The organism is Streptomyces sp. NPDC111802, assembly GCF_055634335.1.
In genome coordinates this window covers 146,380-160,703 of sequence record NZ_JBVKCZ010000012.1, presented here as the reverse complement: position 1 = coordinate 160,703, position 14,324 = coordinate 146,380, and the positions used below count along the sequence as shown (strand labels likewise).

Below are 14,324 nucleotides of genomic sequence, written 5' to 3'. Positions count from 1 at the left end.
GCTGCGAGTCAAAATTCGTTCTCTTACGGGAGTCTTACGGCTTGACATTCGAGTTCTCACGCCCGTTTGGCAAAGTGGCTCAATGAACGACTCACTTCATGTTTCCGCTGTCTCGTCGGTCGGCCCGCTTCGTATCGGTGCCGTGGACGAGGAGATTCTCCGCGCTATCAACCGCTTTCAGTACATGACCGCCGCCCAGGTGGGACGTCTCCTCTATCCCAACCAGCATGACAGTAACCGCTACGTGCAGCGCCGCCTTCGTAGCCTGGCCGAGGCCGGCTACCTCCTCAGACTCCGCGAGCTACCCACACCTCGCATTGGCTCAGCCCCGCACGTCTTCACCCTGGCGGACCGGGGCCGGCGCTTTGTCTCGGGTCGGGGCGACCTGCTTGCCAGCTCGTACTACCGACCGTCTGAGGAGCGGGCCAAGGCGCGGGACAACCCGTTCATGGAGCACACCCTTGCAGCCGTGGACGTTCTGGTTGCCGCCGAGAGCCTGTGTCGCAGGTTCCGGGTTTCGATGCCACGCCTGCTCAATGAGCGCCAGCTCAAGCGAAGCGGTGTCCGAGTGCAACCGGCTGGTCGCCCTGATGCTCCTCGCGTCGCCGTCATTCCTGACGCGTGGTTTGAGTTGAAGGCCCAGGACGAGCCCGCGGTGGCCGTCGCGTTGGAGCTTGACCGGGCCACGGAGGGCCAGAAGCACTGGCGCCGCAAGATCGCGGCCCTCACGGCCTGGGCCGAGGGCCCGTATCGCCGGGCCTTCGAGGCCGACAACCTCACCGTGGCCGTTGCAGCCCCAAGTACGGCGCGGCGTGAACGGCTCAGCGCCTGGACAGGTGAGGAGCTTGAGGACATCGGCAAGGCGGAGCTGGCTGACATTTTCCTCTTCACCGAGGCGTCCCCGGTTGCGGCTGATCCCTTCGAGCTGTTCTTCAGCCCTTGTTGGTACCCAGCCGGCCAGGGCCACGCCGTGAGCCTGCTCGACCTGCCAGAGGAGGGGCAGACCGGCTAACCAGCGCCATGAGACTCTTTCCTGCCCAACGAGTCCCGCGCATCCCGCTTGGTACGTACCGCAGCTGGCTTTTCCCCCGAACGCTCTACCTGCCGCTCAATGAGGCCCGCGTCCACATGCACGTCTTGGGCAAGACGGGATCGGGCAAGAGCTACTTCCTCGCTTCGCTCTTTCTCTCCCTTTATATGGCAGGCCAGCCCGTCACCCTCATCGATCCGCACGGCGACCTGGCCCAATTGGTCCTGGCCCATCTCGTCCAGGCCGGCCAGCTTGCCACCCCGGAGCAGCGAGCCCGGCTCATGTATCTGGACGTACCGGCGGCGGCCGTTGAGGGGCGGTACCTGCCGTTTAACTTCCTCGCCCAGCCCTACGACGACCATGCGATGGCCGAGCACGTTGCCGAGGCAGCCCGCCGCGCCTGGCCCGAGCTGGCCCATGGCGCACCGACGTTTGAGAACATCCTCAAGCACTCGGTCGTGGCACTGCGCGAGGCAGGATTCCCGCTCACCCGTCTTTCGGATCTGCTGACGGACAAGGCGCTCCGCGACGAGCTCTTGACCCGCGTTGCCGATCCGCAGGTGATCCGCTTTTTCAAGCTGCGCATGGATCAGTGGGGCAGGGACGCGCCCCGGATGAAGGAGTCGACACTCAACCGGGCAGATCTTCTGACCCTCTCCCCCATCCTCCGCTACGCCCTGGGCAATGAGCGAAACGTCCTGGACTTCCGGACCATCATCGACTCGGGCACGTCCCTCATCGTCAACCTGGCAGTCGCCTCACCGGATGCCCGCCGGCTCTTTGGGTGCCTGCTCACCGTGGGCATGGAGACCGCGGCACTCAGCCGGGCCAACGTCCGGGCCGCAGGACCTGGCCGTGCCCCGCACTTTCTGATCCTGGACGAGTTCTCACAGTTCATGGCCCAGAGCGAGGAGAGTCTCACCCGCATGCTCTCGGAGACCCGCAAGTACAACCTGTTCTGCGTCATGGCGCACCAGAACTGGAGCCAGGCATCAGACCGGCTCAAGGGAGCCCTTCAGAACGTCGGAATGGAGGTCATCCTCAAAGCCGGAAGACCCGACGCCGAGCACTCGGCCCGCCTCTTCGGCACCGTCGATCCTGACGCCGTCAAGCACATCGTCACCGACCACGCCGCCGAGGAGCGCACGCATCCGACGTACTACGCCCTCCAGGAACAGTGGGAGCGACAAGTCCAGTCCATCCAGCAACTCCGGGTCGGCCAGGCATTCATCCGACTCCCGAGTGACGAGGTACGCAAGGTCACGACTCCCACACTGCCCAAGCTCACCGAGCCACCCGGAGCCCTCGCCGAGATCGAGCAGTACTACCTTGACCGCTACTTCGAGCCGCCCAGCGTCGAGGCCCCTCTCGTGACCACCACGCAGGCCGCTGCATCCTCAAGCTCGACCGGCCGTAGGCCAAGAGCACGGAGAAAATCGGTCTCTTCGTCTGCCGGGACCGTCTTTGCCTATTCCAGAAGGAAAGGCAGACGTTGACTCCCCTGCATCAAATATGCTATAAGCAAGATGTATGCTGCATGCACCTATAAATATTGAACACTCCGAACAGCTCAGACGTGAACTGCGCGCCAGCGCTCAAGTTGTTCGCACTATGCCGAGGGAGACCCTCGGGGATGCACTCTTGCGTCTCGCCAAGCTTGGCAAAGAGCTGAAGGTCACAGGGCCTACCGATCTGTCTTCCCGAATCGACGACTACCTGTATGGAGGAAAGTAGCCCACACATCATCATTGCGGATACAAGCGGGCTCGTCTCCCTGTTTCATCCACTAGACAGCAATCACGATATAGCTGTAGCAGCCGCAGAGCGCCTTCGCGATCGTCGCGGCACCATGCTCATTCCAGTGGCGGTCTACCTGGAGCTGCTTAATATCCTAGGTCGCATAATGGGCCATGAAGCGGCTGTACGTGTAGCCGAAGAACTATCCGATCACTTCACGATCCTCAACAACATCAGCTCCTCGTCGCTGCTGGCGTCATTGAAGTTGTTTGCAGAGGTTTCCGGATCTGTTAGTCACACTGACTGTGTCGTCATGGCATCGTGCGACGAGTATGGGACTTTGGAAATCTTCGGCCTTGACAAGGCGTTCGCTCGCCTTGGGTACCACATCATCACTTAGGTTCTGACCACTTTCCCTTCCCTCCCTTAATTGACGGTCTCTTGCGGGCTTGCCTCTCGGGTCAAGGGCCGGCGGAGCCGGCTTGCGAAGTCCTTGACGCGCAGGCAAACCGCGGCATCATGACGTCAAAGGAAGAGGAAGGGGTATCCCATAGCTGAGGTCTCTCCACAGGCCCCATGTCGCAGAAGAAATGTTCCACGGCGGAGTTTTGAAGCTATCAGAGACCTGCAACGTCATATAGAGTCCCGTAGTTGAGGCGTCTGCATTTTTGTAGCCTCGATGGCGTTGCGCGCTGCATATGGGTCGTGCCGTCTTCTCCTCCCCTTCTCTTTTGTCCCATAAGGCGTATCGTGGTCCTACCCTTCTCGCATGGGAGGCACTCGATGGCCCCTGACGAGGTGCTGCGCAAGGCAGCTGCGATCATCGATCGCAATGGACACAACAAGTTCGGCTCGTTTGCCTGGCCGCGTCCCGGGGATCTGGCTGCTGACTCTCCCTGGATCCAGCCCGTAGAGGAGGCCGGCAGGTCTGCTCCGGTTTCTGCCGCAGGTGCCATCGACCGGGCCGTCTGGGGCACAGTTATGGAGTTTGCCCTCTCGACCCCCAACTTCGATGAGCAGTACGCCCATTGCCTTCAGGCCCAGAACTACTTCCTTCGCTGGGTACGGCGTAACTGCGCCATCTGGGACGTCTCAAGTTGGAACGACGACCGGGATACCACAGCCGAGGACGTTGCCCGCGCTTTGCGCCAGGCTGCACAGGACTGGCCGGCGTGGAACCAACCGATCCGAACATGAGCGTGGCCCTGAGGCTTTACCCACCTCCCTCGTGGTGGGGCCCGACGCGGGAAGACCGAATCGGACACTAAAGGGCAGCTGTACTGCTGCCCGATCCGCTGGCGAGCGTACGGCCTTCCCGCTCCCACCACGATGCAGGCCACCGGCCAAAGCCTCAGGCCGAGGAACCTGCCGGGTGCTCGCCGCGGTTATAGGCATGGCACAAGTACGCGCAGCGCGCCAAGAGCGTAAGAACCCTGCCCGCAGTGCGGACCCCTGGTTGCCCCTTGGAGGGAGCTACCACCAGCCCCGTTTCACTGACACCCATGCCAGCCATACCAGACCACCGGTGATCAAATAGTTCCTGGTCTCCAACCAGTCCACGTTCACTTGAGACAGTGCGGCCACTAGCATGAATGCAACGATCATGCCGGGCCATACGAGTACGCCCCAGGATCCCGCCCGGCGGCTGGCGGGGGCTCCACCTGCAATCTGCGTCGCGACGGCGGGCGCGATGTAGCCGTTGCGTACCCCTGCCACTACAGCTTCAACGATGTCACTCTTGTCGGCTTTACTTAGAGCCTTCTCTGCACTCTCGATGGTGTAGACGTCACCATGGAGGAAGATGTCTCTACCTGCGGTGACGTTCCCGGCACCGGAAACGTTGACCTGGACTGGCTCCATGTCAGTCGGTCTCGTTTTGCTGACTGGACTCTGCCGACCGAGGTTCGGAGCTGTTCCCGCTTCCGGATATATCGCGGCCTGCCGTGATGTTTCCCCGGCCGCGCACCCTCACAGACCTTGCAGTATTGCCGTCTCCCCGCGTCTCGTTTCTCCTATTGAAAGAGATTCTCAGGGCTACTGCCGCTCCCCCGAGAGCCACGATGATGGAAGCAACGACCATTAAAACACTTTGGTCCATTTTGTCCCCCGTGTCCGCTTTACGCAGTTTAGGCAAAATGATGCCGGAGACATGCTAATGGAACATGGCCGACCGTGTCTCGGGCTTTGACGGGTTTGGCGTGCCGCCTGTACGGCGCGCACGTCCTACGGCCGACCCGACTCCCAGCGCGCGCTACAGGCCACCGGCCAGAGTCTCAGGCCGACAAGCCGGTTGATGCAGAGCGAGGTTTGCTACAGCGGCAGCCGCTTCGTGAACGCCACGAAGCGCGCCCAGCTGGCCGGCCGGAGGTCCATGCGTCCACACTCTCGATGCTTGGTGTCCCGGACGCGCACCATAGTGGGGTCGTTGTCTGCCACCTCGACGCAGTTGTCGTTTGACGTGTACGAGCTGGTCCGCCAGTTCGGTTGGATCTTCAAGGTTGTGATCTCCTAGTCGGTTGGCATCCGGTCGAAGTGTTGGATTGCAGTGAAGATGAGGTCTCGGACGGCCGTTCCGTACACCGCCGACTGCTGCAAGAGGGCGAACGCCTTGGCGTACAGCTCGATTTCGCGGGGTTGTGTGACGGAGAACTCCGCGGAGTACGTTTCAACGAGGACGAGTTTGTCATCGAACATCGAGAAGGAGTTGCCAGGCCAGATATGTACGGGCGCAGACCTGGGGATGATGCCCAGGCTCAGTCGCGCCAGCCTCATCACGGCCAACAGCCGATCGAGCTGCCCCTTCATTACCTCCGGACCGCCGAAGTTCGTGTAGAGGGCCTGCTCGGCAAGGAGTACGTTGAATATTCGATTGCCCTGATAGAGGTATTGCTGCCGCTCAAGCCTTTTGGCCGTTGCTGCTTCCGTATCGTCGGGAATGTCGAAGAAGTCCACAACCTGTCTGAAGGTTGCCGCGGCGTACTCTGAGGTTTGGAGCGTTCCCCACACGAGCGTCGGGTGCCAGATGCGGAAAACCTTGGTCTTGGCGTAGACGGGTATGGCCTTGCTCTGCCGCTTCTCTGCTCCACCCTGGAACTGCCGCCGCCATTCGAGCCACAGCTCGTCGATGTGGCGCACAGTCGCGATCAGATCATCGATCTGGTCCTGTTTGTTCGTAGCGGTGCACCAAGTGTGGATGTCCTCCTCACTGGCGTTCTGCTTCCCGTTCTCAATGCGAGAGACCTTGGATTCGGCCCACCTGGTGGCAAGGGCGAATGCCCGGCCGCTCGCGAATCCCGCGTCCTTACGGAACCCGCGAAGCCGGGCACCCAGTGCCTCTCGTGCTTCTTGTGCTTGGTTGCTCACTGATGGATCAGGGCTTGTACTCGGCGTGTGGGATGGCGATGGACCAGAGAAGGTCGCGCAGGCGGACGCACTCGGCTACAACGCCGGGCTTCTCAACCACTTCTGATCCCAGTACCCGGCCCTCGGGGTCGAAATGGCCCACCGCGAGGAGCCGATCGTCGTAGAGCCACCAGTCGTTCCCTCCTACTGGGAACCCGATGTCCTCGGGCAGCTGGTGCCGCGGTAGCCACCTGATGTCCTCGCCGGCCTCAAGGTTGAGACCGGTCAGCGAGTGCTCCCACGTGACGTACTCGGAGTGAGGTTCACTGATCACCCGGACACGCCGCACCGTCTTCCCTTCGCCCGTGACCCGCTTCATGAGCCTCATCCATGGGTCGAGCCAGGCGTAGTCATCTGCCTCACCCCGCTGCCAGCGGGCGTACGGAGTGTCCTCGACGGGTGACCCGTAGTCGTCCCGCAGCTCCAGGTGGAACGCGTCACGCTCGAAGCTGTTGAACAGCTCGTCACGCTGTGCGGGGGTGATCAGGTCCACTGTTTTCCTCCAGCAGGGCCATGATCGAGGACTTGGGGACCTCGATGCAATCTTCATAGTCGGGCAAGCACATCTGGCTCAGGGCCTCCGCGTCACGCATCATCAGACCCTGCACGATGCACGTGCCTTGCTCCGTGACAAGCGTGATCGGGGCCTCGAACTTCTTGATCTCGCCGGACGTGAGACCGTCCTTGGTCAGGTGCTCGAAGAGTTCGGTCGGCACCTCAACGGCTGTCTGACCCTCCGGTACGTCCAGCTGCATGAGCAAGTCCTGGGCATAGATCTTCCAGCCTTGGACGACGTAGCTGTCCTGATCGCTGGCGTACAGGGTGGGGCTGTCTCCAGGAGTGGAGTTCTTCCCAAGGAACCGTAGCTTCATGGTTGCTCTCCCGTCCGCTGCCTTGCACCGATTTGCGCGACACGTTGATGGTCGGTGACGCGTTCGAGACCGTCAAACGACCTGCTGCAAACTGGCGCAATCTTCTTGGGACTTGGGTGACAGCCGCTCTACGTTCGTGTTCGGACCTAAGCAACCGAGGCCGTTTGCGGTCTTCATTGGTTGGGGTCATGGACAGCGGAGGGAGAAGCGTGGTGACGAGCGTGACCGAAGGAAGCCCCACGACCGGCATCGACGGTTCGTCTCTCGAAGTTGACTGGTTCAGGGACACCATCACCGTCGTTCAGCTCATGGAGCTGAGCAGGTCAACCCGAGCGGATATCGACGCGAGGACCAATGACCTCATCAGTCACCTGAGAGAGCTACTTGCCGTGGACCTGGGGGCCGACCAGGACGACGAGGTGATGGAGGTGTACCGCCAGGCGTACAAGAAGCTTGAGCTGTCCAACCGCCCTGCGCCGGCCACGTCTGCCTATGACGCCTTTGCGTTCATGGGCGAGCTGGCGACCATCACCTTTGCCCTGTTGCGGGTCTACGTGGCGAAGAGCGAGGCGCAGGCCCAATGACTGTCAGGTCGGTCTTCCGCTTCGTGGACTACACGATCAACCGGGACCCCATCGGGGAAGTGACCTGGGCTGCGGTCTGCGTGTCAGGCGATGAAGAGGAGTGCGGCGCGTCCTCGGGCGACTTGGGCACCGAGAAGGCAGCGAACCTGTGGATGGCCGTACATCGCGCCGGTACAGGGCACAACCGCTTCAAGAGCAGCGTCACCGACTACGTGCTTGTGGAGCCAAAGTTATGAGGCGCAGGCCGTTAGTCCCCGGCTGGTGCCTCCTCTGTCGCCGAGGCGATCAGATGGTGGTCTGGATAGGCCCGGTTGAGCACGGCGGTGAGACGGCCCCGGCCTTCGCCTGCGAGGCCTGCTGTGACTTCGTCCGTCAGTACATCCACCAGTACCAACAGCAGTGGGACGCACGTCCCGCCTCATAGTTCCCCGTCCGTCCGGCGTTCCCCCGTGACGGATGGGCCGGGCCTGCTCGCCCCGGTGGAACACGGTCCAGGACAGCCCGAGCGCCCGCCGGGGCGAGCGCACCACCCCGTGGTCAAGGCCGCGGGTCAAATCCGTTCACTCAGCGAGAGGTGTACGACTGTGACAACCCTCGTACAAGCGGCGGCGGCAGAAACACAGCTTGCCGTGCCCGAGCTTCTGTGGCTGGACCTGACGCGAAAGTGTCAGCTTCAGTGCATGCAGTGCTACAACGCATCGGGGCCGGACGGCTCCCACGGCACCATGAGCCGCGAAGACTGGACCAGCGTTTTGGAACAGGCCGCCGGTTGCGGCGTACGCCGTATCCAGTACATCGGCGGAGAGCCGACCATGCACCCCGACTTCACCAACCTGGTCGATCGTGCGCTGAACCTCGGCTTGAACGTCGAGGTGTACAGCAACTTGGTACACGTCTCGGCCGAGTGCTGGGAACTCTTCCAGCGGGACGGGCTCACCCTCGCTACGTCGTATTACTCCGACGATCCGGCACAGTACAACGCGATGACCGGTCGTCTCAGCCATGCCCGGACGCGAGCGAACATCGTTGCAGCCGTGCAGCGCGGCATCCCGGTGCGCGTCGGCGTCATCGCGGGCAGCGAAGCTCAGCGGGTCAGCGAAGCTCGGCAAGAGCTTGAGGCCCTGGGAGTGACGCACGTCCGCGTGGACCACGTCCGGCCCTTCGGTCGCAGCGGCAACGGTGAGGCGCCGTCCACGAGCAACCTGTGCGGCCGGTGCGGGTCTGGCAGGGCAGCAATCAACCCCACGGGCGACGTCTCCCCCTGCGTCTTCTCCGGGTGGCTGAGCGTCGGCAACGTCAAGGAAACCCCGCTGGCCGATATCCTCAGCGGTCCCGCCATGGTCGGGGCCAATGTCTCTATCCGCAGCGCGCTGCGGAGCCCCGGCTCGCTCGACAACGGGAAGGCCTGCACGCCGGACACTGACGACGAGTGCTCGCCGGGAACTCCGGGGAGCGAGTGCACTCCGAAGAACTGAGGGACCTATGAGCACCCCCCTTCCCGCATCAGAGATTCGGGCCCTGATCCGTCCGTACGTGGGCGACGTGACCAGCATCGAGCGAACCGCGCGCGGATTCAGCTCCGACGTCACGGCCTTGGTCGACAGCGAGAAGGGGGCGTTCTTCATCAAGGCCGTCCGCAACCGGCCTGGCGGCCGGCTGGACTCCATCACCCGCGAGATGCTGATCAATCCATTCGTCCGCCCCCTCTCCCCCGTTCTACGCTGGTACACGGAAGACGAGCACTGGGTTGCCCTGGGCTTCGAAGCTGTCAACGGGCGCCTGTCGGACTTCGCGCCAAACTCCCCGGATCTGCCCAAGGTCGCCGAACTGGTGGGCCGCCTAGGGGAATTGGATCTGCCCGAGGTGGCTCGGGACTGGTCCGAGACCCGATGGGACCGGTTCGCTCGGGACGAGCACGAAGCCGAGCTGTTCAAGGGTGACGCACTGCTTCACACCGACGTCAACCCGAGCAACTTCCTGATCGGCGTCCGGGATATGTGGGCCGTGGATTGGGCCTGGCCGACTCGGGGAGCGGCGTTCATCGATCCGGCTATGTTCGTCGTTCAGCTCGTCGCCGCCGGGCACAGCCCAGAGTCTGCCGAGTCGTGGGCGTCCCGCAGTCCGTCATGGACGAGTGCGGACCCAAGGGCGGTCGACGCGTTCGCCGCTGCCTTCGTGCGTATGTATCGGGCGTTCGCTGCCCGCAAGCCTGAAGCGTCCTGGCTCGGGGCCATGGCCGAAGCCGCTCAGTCTTGGGCCGTGAACCGTGGCGTAACGGTGGCCTAAAGCGCGGCGCGAACTCAGCTGCGTTTAATGACCTTTCGCACCTAGGTCCTTTGGTGAACTAGACTAGAAACCGTCCCGCCCGTGTATCCGCCGCCGTGGCCGCATGGGCGGGGCTTTTTGCAGCTGTGATCCACATCGGCACATCTCTCCCCCTTATTTCCTTATTGACAGGACAATTCATTTTTCGCTATTCTGATACAGAATAAGAAATGCATTGAAACAACCTGCTCTAAGGCTTTCGATCCATTTAACTTAATATGGTTATTTCCATCGCATCACAGAAAGGCGGTGTCGGCAAGACATCATCGACAATATCTCTCGCAGCAGGATTAGCTCGTAAGGGCAAGCGTGTTCTGCTTGTAGATATCGATTCCCAGGCAAACAGCAGTAAGGTACTGCTTCACAACTATCCCCACATAACCAAACAGCAGACCGTCTTTACGACGATCCTTGAGCGCAGCCCGTTGCCAACGCACGCAACGAGCGTACCCAATCTGGAAATTGTTCCCTCTCACATCTTGCTGTCCAATACAGACGTTGAGCTTACAACGGCGATAGATCACAGAGAGGAACGGCTTAAGAAAGAGCTTGATGCACTCAAGGACAACTACGACTACATCTTCATTGATTGCCCACCTACCCTCTCATGGCTCACCATCAATGCTTTCACGGCTTCCGATAAAGTGATCGTGGTTGTGTCACCCGGCTACTTCGAGCTTGATTCGATTGTTCAAATCAGCAAGACGATCAAGGAGGTAAAGGAGTACTTCAACTCTCGGCTTGAGCTCGCCGGCTTCCTATTTACCATGAGTGATCCGACCGTCAACAGCAAAACGTCGCTTCAGATTTTGCGCCAGACCTACACCGGTTCCGTGTTCAATACGGTGATCCCTCGTAATACGGATCTGCGCGACGCGCATTTCAACCGGCAGGATGCCTTTTCGTTCAATCCCCGCTCGACAGCAGCACTCGCTTACAACAAGTTGATCGGCGAGGTTTTCGAAGTATGAACAAGACTCTCAACATTGATGCGATAACAAACGACCTGGAGGAATCGGCGTTCTTTCGCCAGAGGAAGAGCGAGCCCGTACTACCCGTACCCCCCGTACGGGAGGTACCCCCAGTACGCCCCGTACTGGGGGTACCTCCTATCAAACGCGTAATGAAGCAGCGCCATCCGTTTGATATCTGGCGAGACCAGTACGAGTCTCTGCAGCAGCTTTCCTTAGACGAGAGAAGGCAGGGCGGTGCGGGTAGCATGTCTGCTTTTGTTCGCGAGGCAATCGACAAGCTTCTCCTTCAAAGACGCCAATCGCCAAAGTAGTTTCCCTTCGACATTTCTTACCCCGTACTACCGGTACCCCTAGTACCCCGTACCCCTAGTACGGGTCGTTCCGTACGGGACGTACGACCCGTACGGAACTAGGCAAGGCCCTTGTCGATTTGCTTATATCAAAGAGCAGACCAGGCAGCCGCCGTCTCCCCCGCTCTTAGCGGGGTTTGCGAATAAAGACGGACTAGCCTGCCGTGATCGAAGTGACCGACTGACCAAAGCAAACACGATCGATCCAGTACTTACTGGATCTTTCTAGGACGCTGGTTCACTACCAGTCAATCTGAGTTACCTCATCGACCGAAGGTCGATAGGAGAAGCGAAGGGAACGAGAGAGCCAAGAGAACGGGAAATAGGGGAGCCGCCAAGGGGGACCTTAGGGGGTTTACTCGTCGTGCCAAAAACGGCGTGCGTGCCTACGAGCCTGGTTCGTAGTGAGTCACGATCTTGATCGTTCATCTTCGGTACTCGGTTTTGAGCAGGTCGGGTGTCGTACCACCTCAGGCCGGTATGACAGGCGGTACACGAGATAAGGGTGAGTGGAAGCGTCCTGCGGACGGTTGTAGCTGGAAGGAATGGCCCGCTGACCAGCGGGTTCGGGGTGGTCATCGGACGGGGGGAGTCAGCCGCACCGCGAGGGGAAACCAACCTTCCTGCGGTCGGTGGCGCGGCTGACTCCCCCCGTCCTCTCCACCACCACACAAGGTCTACGACCCAGATCCCTTCGGGTGTGTGATGGTTCCGAGTCCACCCCCCAAGGGGGCCACAGTGGCCACCGACGGCATTCCTTCCAGACCTTCCTTCCGTCGGGTGGCGATAAGCCGCTAACGCGGTAGAACGGATCGCGGTGCGATCACCGGATTGGTCGCTTCGCGAGAGCCGAGCCGGACTCGGTACCCGAGTAGGGGACTGATGGATTGGGGCCTGCCCGGCGGAGCGTACGATGGCGTTCTCGCCTTCTGTCGGTGATATGTCGAGCCCCGGTAAAAAGAGGCGGAAGGGCGAGGGCGCAAAAATCTTGCCCCTTGTGTCCCCTTTCGCTCGATATTCCTTGGGTTTTGGTGGCTGGCCAGATAAAATAGAGGTAGTAGGCTGACCCTCTTCTTGTGCAGCCGAGCATCCTCATATCTCCACCAACGGTCTGTTGGGAATGTTCGCCATCGCCGCTCTCGGCGGCTCGGGCGCCGAGGAGTGATCACCTTGCAACCCACTCTTGATGAGATTCGCTCGTGGGCAGCCACGGTTGATGTGTGTCAGGCCGCTTTGGCCTTGGGGATCTCCAAGTCGCATCTGTACGAGTTGATCAAGCGGAAAGAGGTGCCGTTTCGGGTTGTGGCGTTTGGCAGCCGCTACCGGGTACTGACGGCTTCCTTGATCCGGTACCTCGAAGCTCTCTAAGGGGTTTGGGAGCCTGTTGTATTTGTCCCGCGTCAGGCTCACACTCTGAGCACCGCCTTGGGGGGTTAACCGACAAGCAGGTGACACGGTGGGTGACCCAATCAAGAAGATCACGCTGGCGGACGGCACGGTGCGGTATCGCTTCGTGACGGATGGACCTCGCAAAGCCGACGGGAAGCGTCGGCAGGTTACTAAGACCTTTGATACCAAGACGGAAGCCCGCAACGAGCTTGCCCGCATCCGTCACCAGTCCAAAACAGGCGAGTACGTCGCCCCGACCAAGCTGACTGTCAACGAGCTGTTGGACATCTGGCTTCGGGCAGCAACGCGGGATGTTGAGGAGGCGACGACCTCTAATTACGACAATGCGGTCCGCCCGGTTCGCAACCACCTCGGGTACAAGCGGGTGCAGCAGCTGACCGAGGAGGATGTCGAGGAGTTCGTCGACTGGCTTGTCACCAGCGGACGCCGGCGAGGAGGGAAGCCGGGCACCGGTTTGGGTGCCCGCTCAGTTCAGCTGACGCTTGGTCGTTTTCGCTCGGCGTTGAATCTGGCTGTGCGCCGGGGATGGGTGGTCCGCAACGTCGCTGAGCACGTCCAAATATCCCGGGAGGCTCGCACCCGTGCAGCCCAAAACACACCCGAGCGCCGTCCCTGGGACGAGGCCGAGGTGAAGGCCTTCATCGAGGCGAGCAAGGAAAATCGGCTGTTTGGCCCCATGCTCCTCACCCTTATCGCCGAGCGTCCCGCAGAAGTATGCGGTGCCCGCTGGAAAGAGGATGTCGACCTCCAAGGCTCAGGGACCATTGCCGTAGGCAATACCCGAACCATCGTCTACGACCGAAGCCAGGAGCTGGGGCTACGAAACAAGGTCGTTGAGAAAAAGCCCAAGACTCTCAACGGCAAGCGGACCTTGCCGCTGCCCAAGCCCGTTCACAGCGCGCTCGTGGGGTTGCGTGCCCTTCAGGACAAGGAGAAGGAGCAAGCAGGGGAGGCCTACGAGGACTCAGGCTATGTGGTCGTCGATGAACTGGGGAGACCGTTTAAGACGGACAAGCTTCGTCGGGAGGCGCAGAAGCTGATGGAGGCAGCAGGCGTCCGCCGGGTCCGTCTGTACGACGCGCGCCACGCCTGCCTGTCCTGGATGGCCAACAACGGGGTCCCTGACACCGTCGTCTCGGCCTGGGCCGGGCACAGCGACCTGTCCTTCACCAAGCGGGTGTACGTCCACCCTGACCCGCAGAGTCTCAAGGCCGGCTCGGAGAAGCTGAGCGAGCTGCTGGGCTAGGGCGCATCGCCATCGACTTCCTTATTTGGTTGGCCGCCCGTGATCATTCCGAACGGCCAACCCGATACCGCAGCAGCTGTTAAAGCACGCCTTAGAAGGCGCTGTTGTTGCAGCCCATGGTCGAGCCCTGGTGGGTCTTCTGCGCACCCGCGTCGCCCTCGCCGTTGAGCGCGTTGCCCAGCAGGCCGTTGAGGATACCGACCTGGCCGAGGATGTTGAGGTTCAGGTCGTGCGACTTGCAGTTGGAGCTCTGCAGGACGCTGTAGTGACCTCCGCCCTTGCCGCCGTGATCGTCGTTGCCGTGGGCCGCGGCGGTGCCGGTGCTCAGCAGTCCGGCACTTCCGAGCGCGACAACCACGACGGCAGCCTTGCGAAGCTTGTGCATGTTCATCTC

The 14,324-nt window shown here is 61.2% G+C and carries 17 protein-coding genes; 11 read left to right on the top strand and 6 right to left on the bottom strand.

All coding sequences use genetic code 11. From position 1 onward, the window contains the following. The first annotated feature begins 82 nt into the window (after positions 1–82). From ACZ7NC_RS15790 to ACZ7NC_RS15775, 4 genes are all read left to right on the top strand, one after another. Positions 83–1,012, top strand: coding sequence for a replication-relaxation family protein (locus ACZ7NC_RS15790; RefSeq protein ID WP_471488541.1), 930 nt, complete (start codon positions 83–85; stop codon positions 1,010–1,012). An 8-nt stretch (positions 1,013–1,020) separates the two neighbouring features. Beyond that, a complete protein-coding gene (locus tag ACZ7NC_RS15785; RefSeq protein ID WP_471488678.1) occupies positions 1,021–2,526 on the top strand; it encodes a type IV secretory system conjugative DNA transfer family protein in 1,506 nt (501 codons plus the stop codon). Between the two features lie 224 nt (positions 2,527–2,750). After that, positions 2,751–3,167, top strand: a complete 417-nt coding sequence (locus ACZ7NC_RS15780) for a type II toxin-antitoxin system VapC family toxin (RefSeq protein ID WP_471488539.1) — start codon at positions 2,751–2,753, stop codon at positions 3,165–3,167. 383 nt (positions 3,168–3,550) lie between these two features. Beyond that, entirely contained in the window at positions 3,551–3,964 is a 414-nt protein-coding gene (locus ACZ7NC_RS15775) for a DUF6197 family protein (RefSeq protein ID WP_471488537.1), read from the top strand. A gap of 276 nt (positions 3,965–4,240) precedes the next feature. Here ACZ7NC_RS15775 and ACZ7NC_RS15770 read toward each other — a convergent pair whose 3' ends face one another. The 5 genes from ACZ7NC_RS15770 to ACZ7NC_RS15750 form a co-directional block, all read right to left on the bottom strand. After that, on the bottom strand, positions 4,241–4,627 hold the full coding sequence (locus ACZ7NC_RS15770; RefSeq protein WP_471488535.1) for a hypothetical protein: 387 nt from the start codon (positions 4,625–4,627) through the stop codon (positions 4,241–4,243). A gap of 450 nt (positions 4,628–5,077) precedes the next feature. After that, positions 5,078–5,263: a DUF397 domain-containing protein gene (locus ACZ7NC_RS15765; protein ID WP_471488533.1), complete on the bottom strand. Its 186-nt coding sequence runs from the start codon at positions 5,261–5,263 to the stop codon at positions 5,078–5,080. A 12-nt stretch (positions 5,264–5,275) separates the two neighbouring features. Then, a complete protein-coding gene (locus ACZ7NC_RS15760) occupies positions 5,276–6,130 on the bottom strand; it encodes a helix-turn-helix domain-containing protein (RefSeq protein ID WP_471488531.1) in 855 nt (284 codons plus the stop codon). A gap of 7 nt (positions 6,131–6,137) precedes the next feature. After that, entirely contained in the window at positions 6,138–6,662 is a 525-nt protein-coding gene (locus tag ACZ7NC_RS15755; RefSeq protein WP_471488529.1) for a DUF6879 family protein, read from the bottom strand. Continuing rightward, complete coding sequence (locus ACZ7NC_RS15750) at positions 6,634–7,041, bottom strand: hypothetical protein (RefSeq protein WP_471488527.1); 408 nt, start codon at positions 7,039–7,041, stop codon at positions 6,634–6,636. Before ACZ7NC_RS15750 ends, ACZ7NC_RS15755 begins: the two co-directional genes overlap by 29 nt. A gap of 212 nt (positions 7,042–7,253) precedes the next feature. On the opposite strand from ACZ7NC_RS15750, the gene ACZ7NC_RS15745 reads away from it, so the two are divergent. The 7 genes from ACZ7NC_RS15745 (at position 7,254) to ACZ7NC_RS15715 (ending at position 13,930) form a co-directional block, all read left to right on the top strand. Beyond that, positions 7,254–7,625 carry a hypothetical protein gene (locus ACZ7NC_RS15745; RefSeq protein WP_471488525.1) on the top strand — a complete coding sequence of 124 codons (372 nt, stop codon included), beginning with the start codon at positions 7,254–7,256 and terminating at the stop codon, positions 7,623–7,625. Between the two features lie 23 nt (positions 7,626–7,648). Next, complete coding sequence (locus ACZ7NC_RS15740; protein WP_471488523.1) at positions 7,649–7,861, top strand: DUF7848 domain-containing protein; 213 nt, start codon at positions 7,649–7,651, stop codon at positions 7,859–7,861. Positions 7,862–8,209: 348 nt separating this feature from the next. Further along, a complete protein-coding gene (locus ACZ7NC_RS15735) occupies positions 8,210–9,100 on the top strand; it encodes a radical SAM/SPASM domain-containing protein (protein ID WP_471488521.1) in 891 nt (296 codons plus the stop codon). Positions 9,101–9,167: 67 nt separating this feature from the next. Further along, the gene (locus ACZ7NC_RS15730; RefSeq protein ID WP_471488520.1) at positions 9,168–9,911 is read left to right on the top strand and encodes a protein kinase; all 744 of its coding nucleotides are present in this window, start codon (positions 9,168–9,170) and stop codon (positions 9,909–9,911) included. Positions 9,912–10,168: 257 nt separating this feature from the next. Further along, complete coding sequence (locus tag ACZ7NC_RS15725) at positions 10,169–10,921, top strand: ParA family protein (protein WP_471488518.1); 753 nt, start codon at positions 10,169–10,171, stop codon at positions 10,919–10,921. A 1,514-nt stretch (positions 10,922–12,435) separates the two neighbouring features. After that, complete coding sequence (locus ACZ7NC_RS15720) at positions 12,436–12,642, top strand: helix-turn-helix domain-containing protein (RefSeq protein ID WP_405593138.1); 207 nt, start codon at positions 12,436–12,438, stop codon at positions 12,640–12,642. 88 nt (positions 12,643–12,730) lie between these two features. Beyond that, a complete protein-coding gene (locus ACZ7NC_RS15715; protein WP_471488516.1) occupies positions 12,731–13,930 on the top strand; it encodes a tyrosine-type recombinase/integrase in 1,200 nt (399 codons plus the stop codon). 91 nt (positions 13,931–14,021) lie between these two features. Here ACZ7NC_RS15715 and ACZ7NC_RS15710 read toward each other — a convergent pair whose 3' ends face one another. Next, positions 14,022–14,315, bottom strand: coding sequence for a hypothetical protein (locus ACZ7NC_RS15710; protein ID WP_405593134.1), 294 nt, complete (start codon positions 14,313–14,315; stop codon positions 14,022–14,024). Positions 14,316–14,324: the final 9 nt, after the last annotated feature.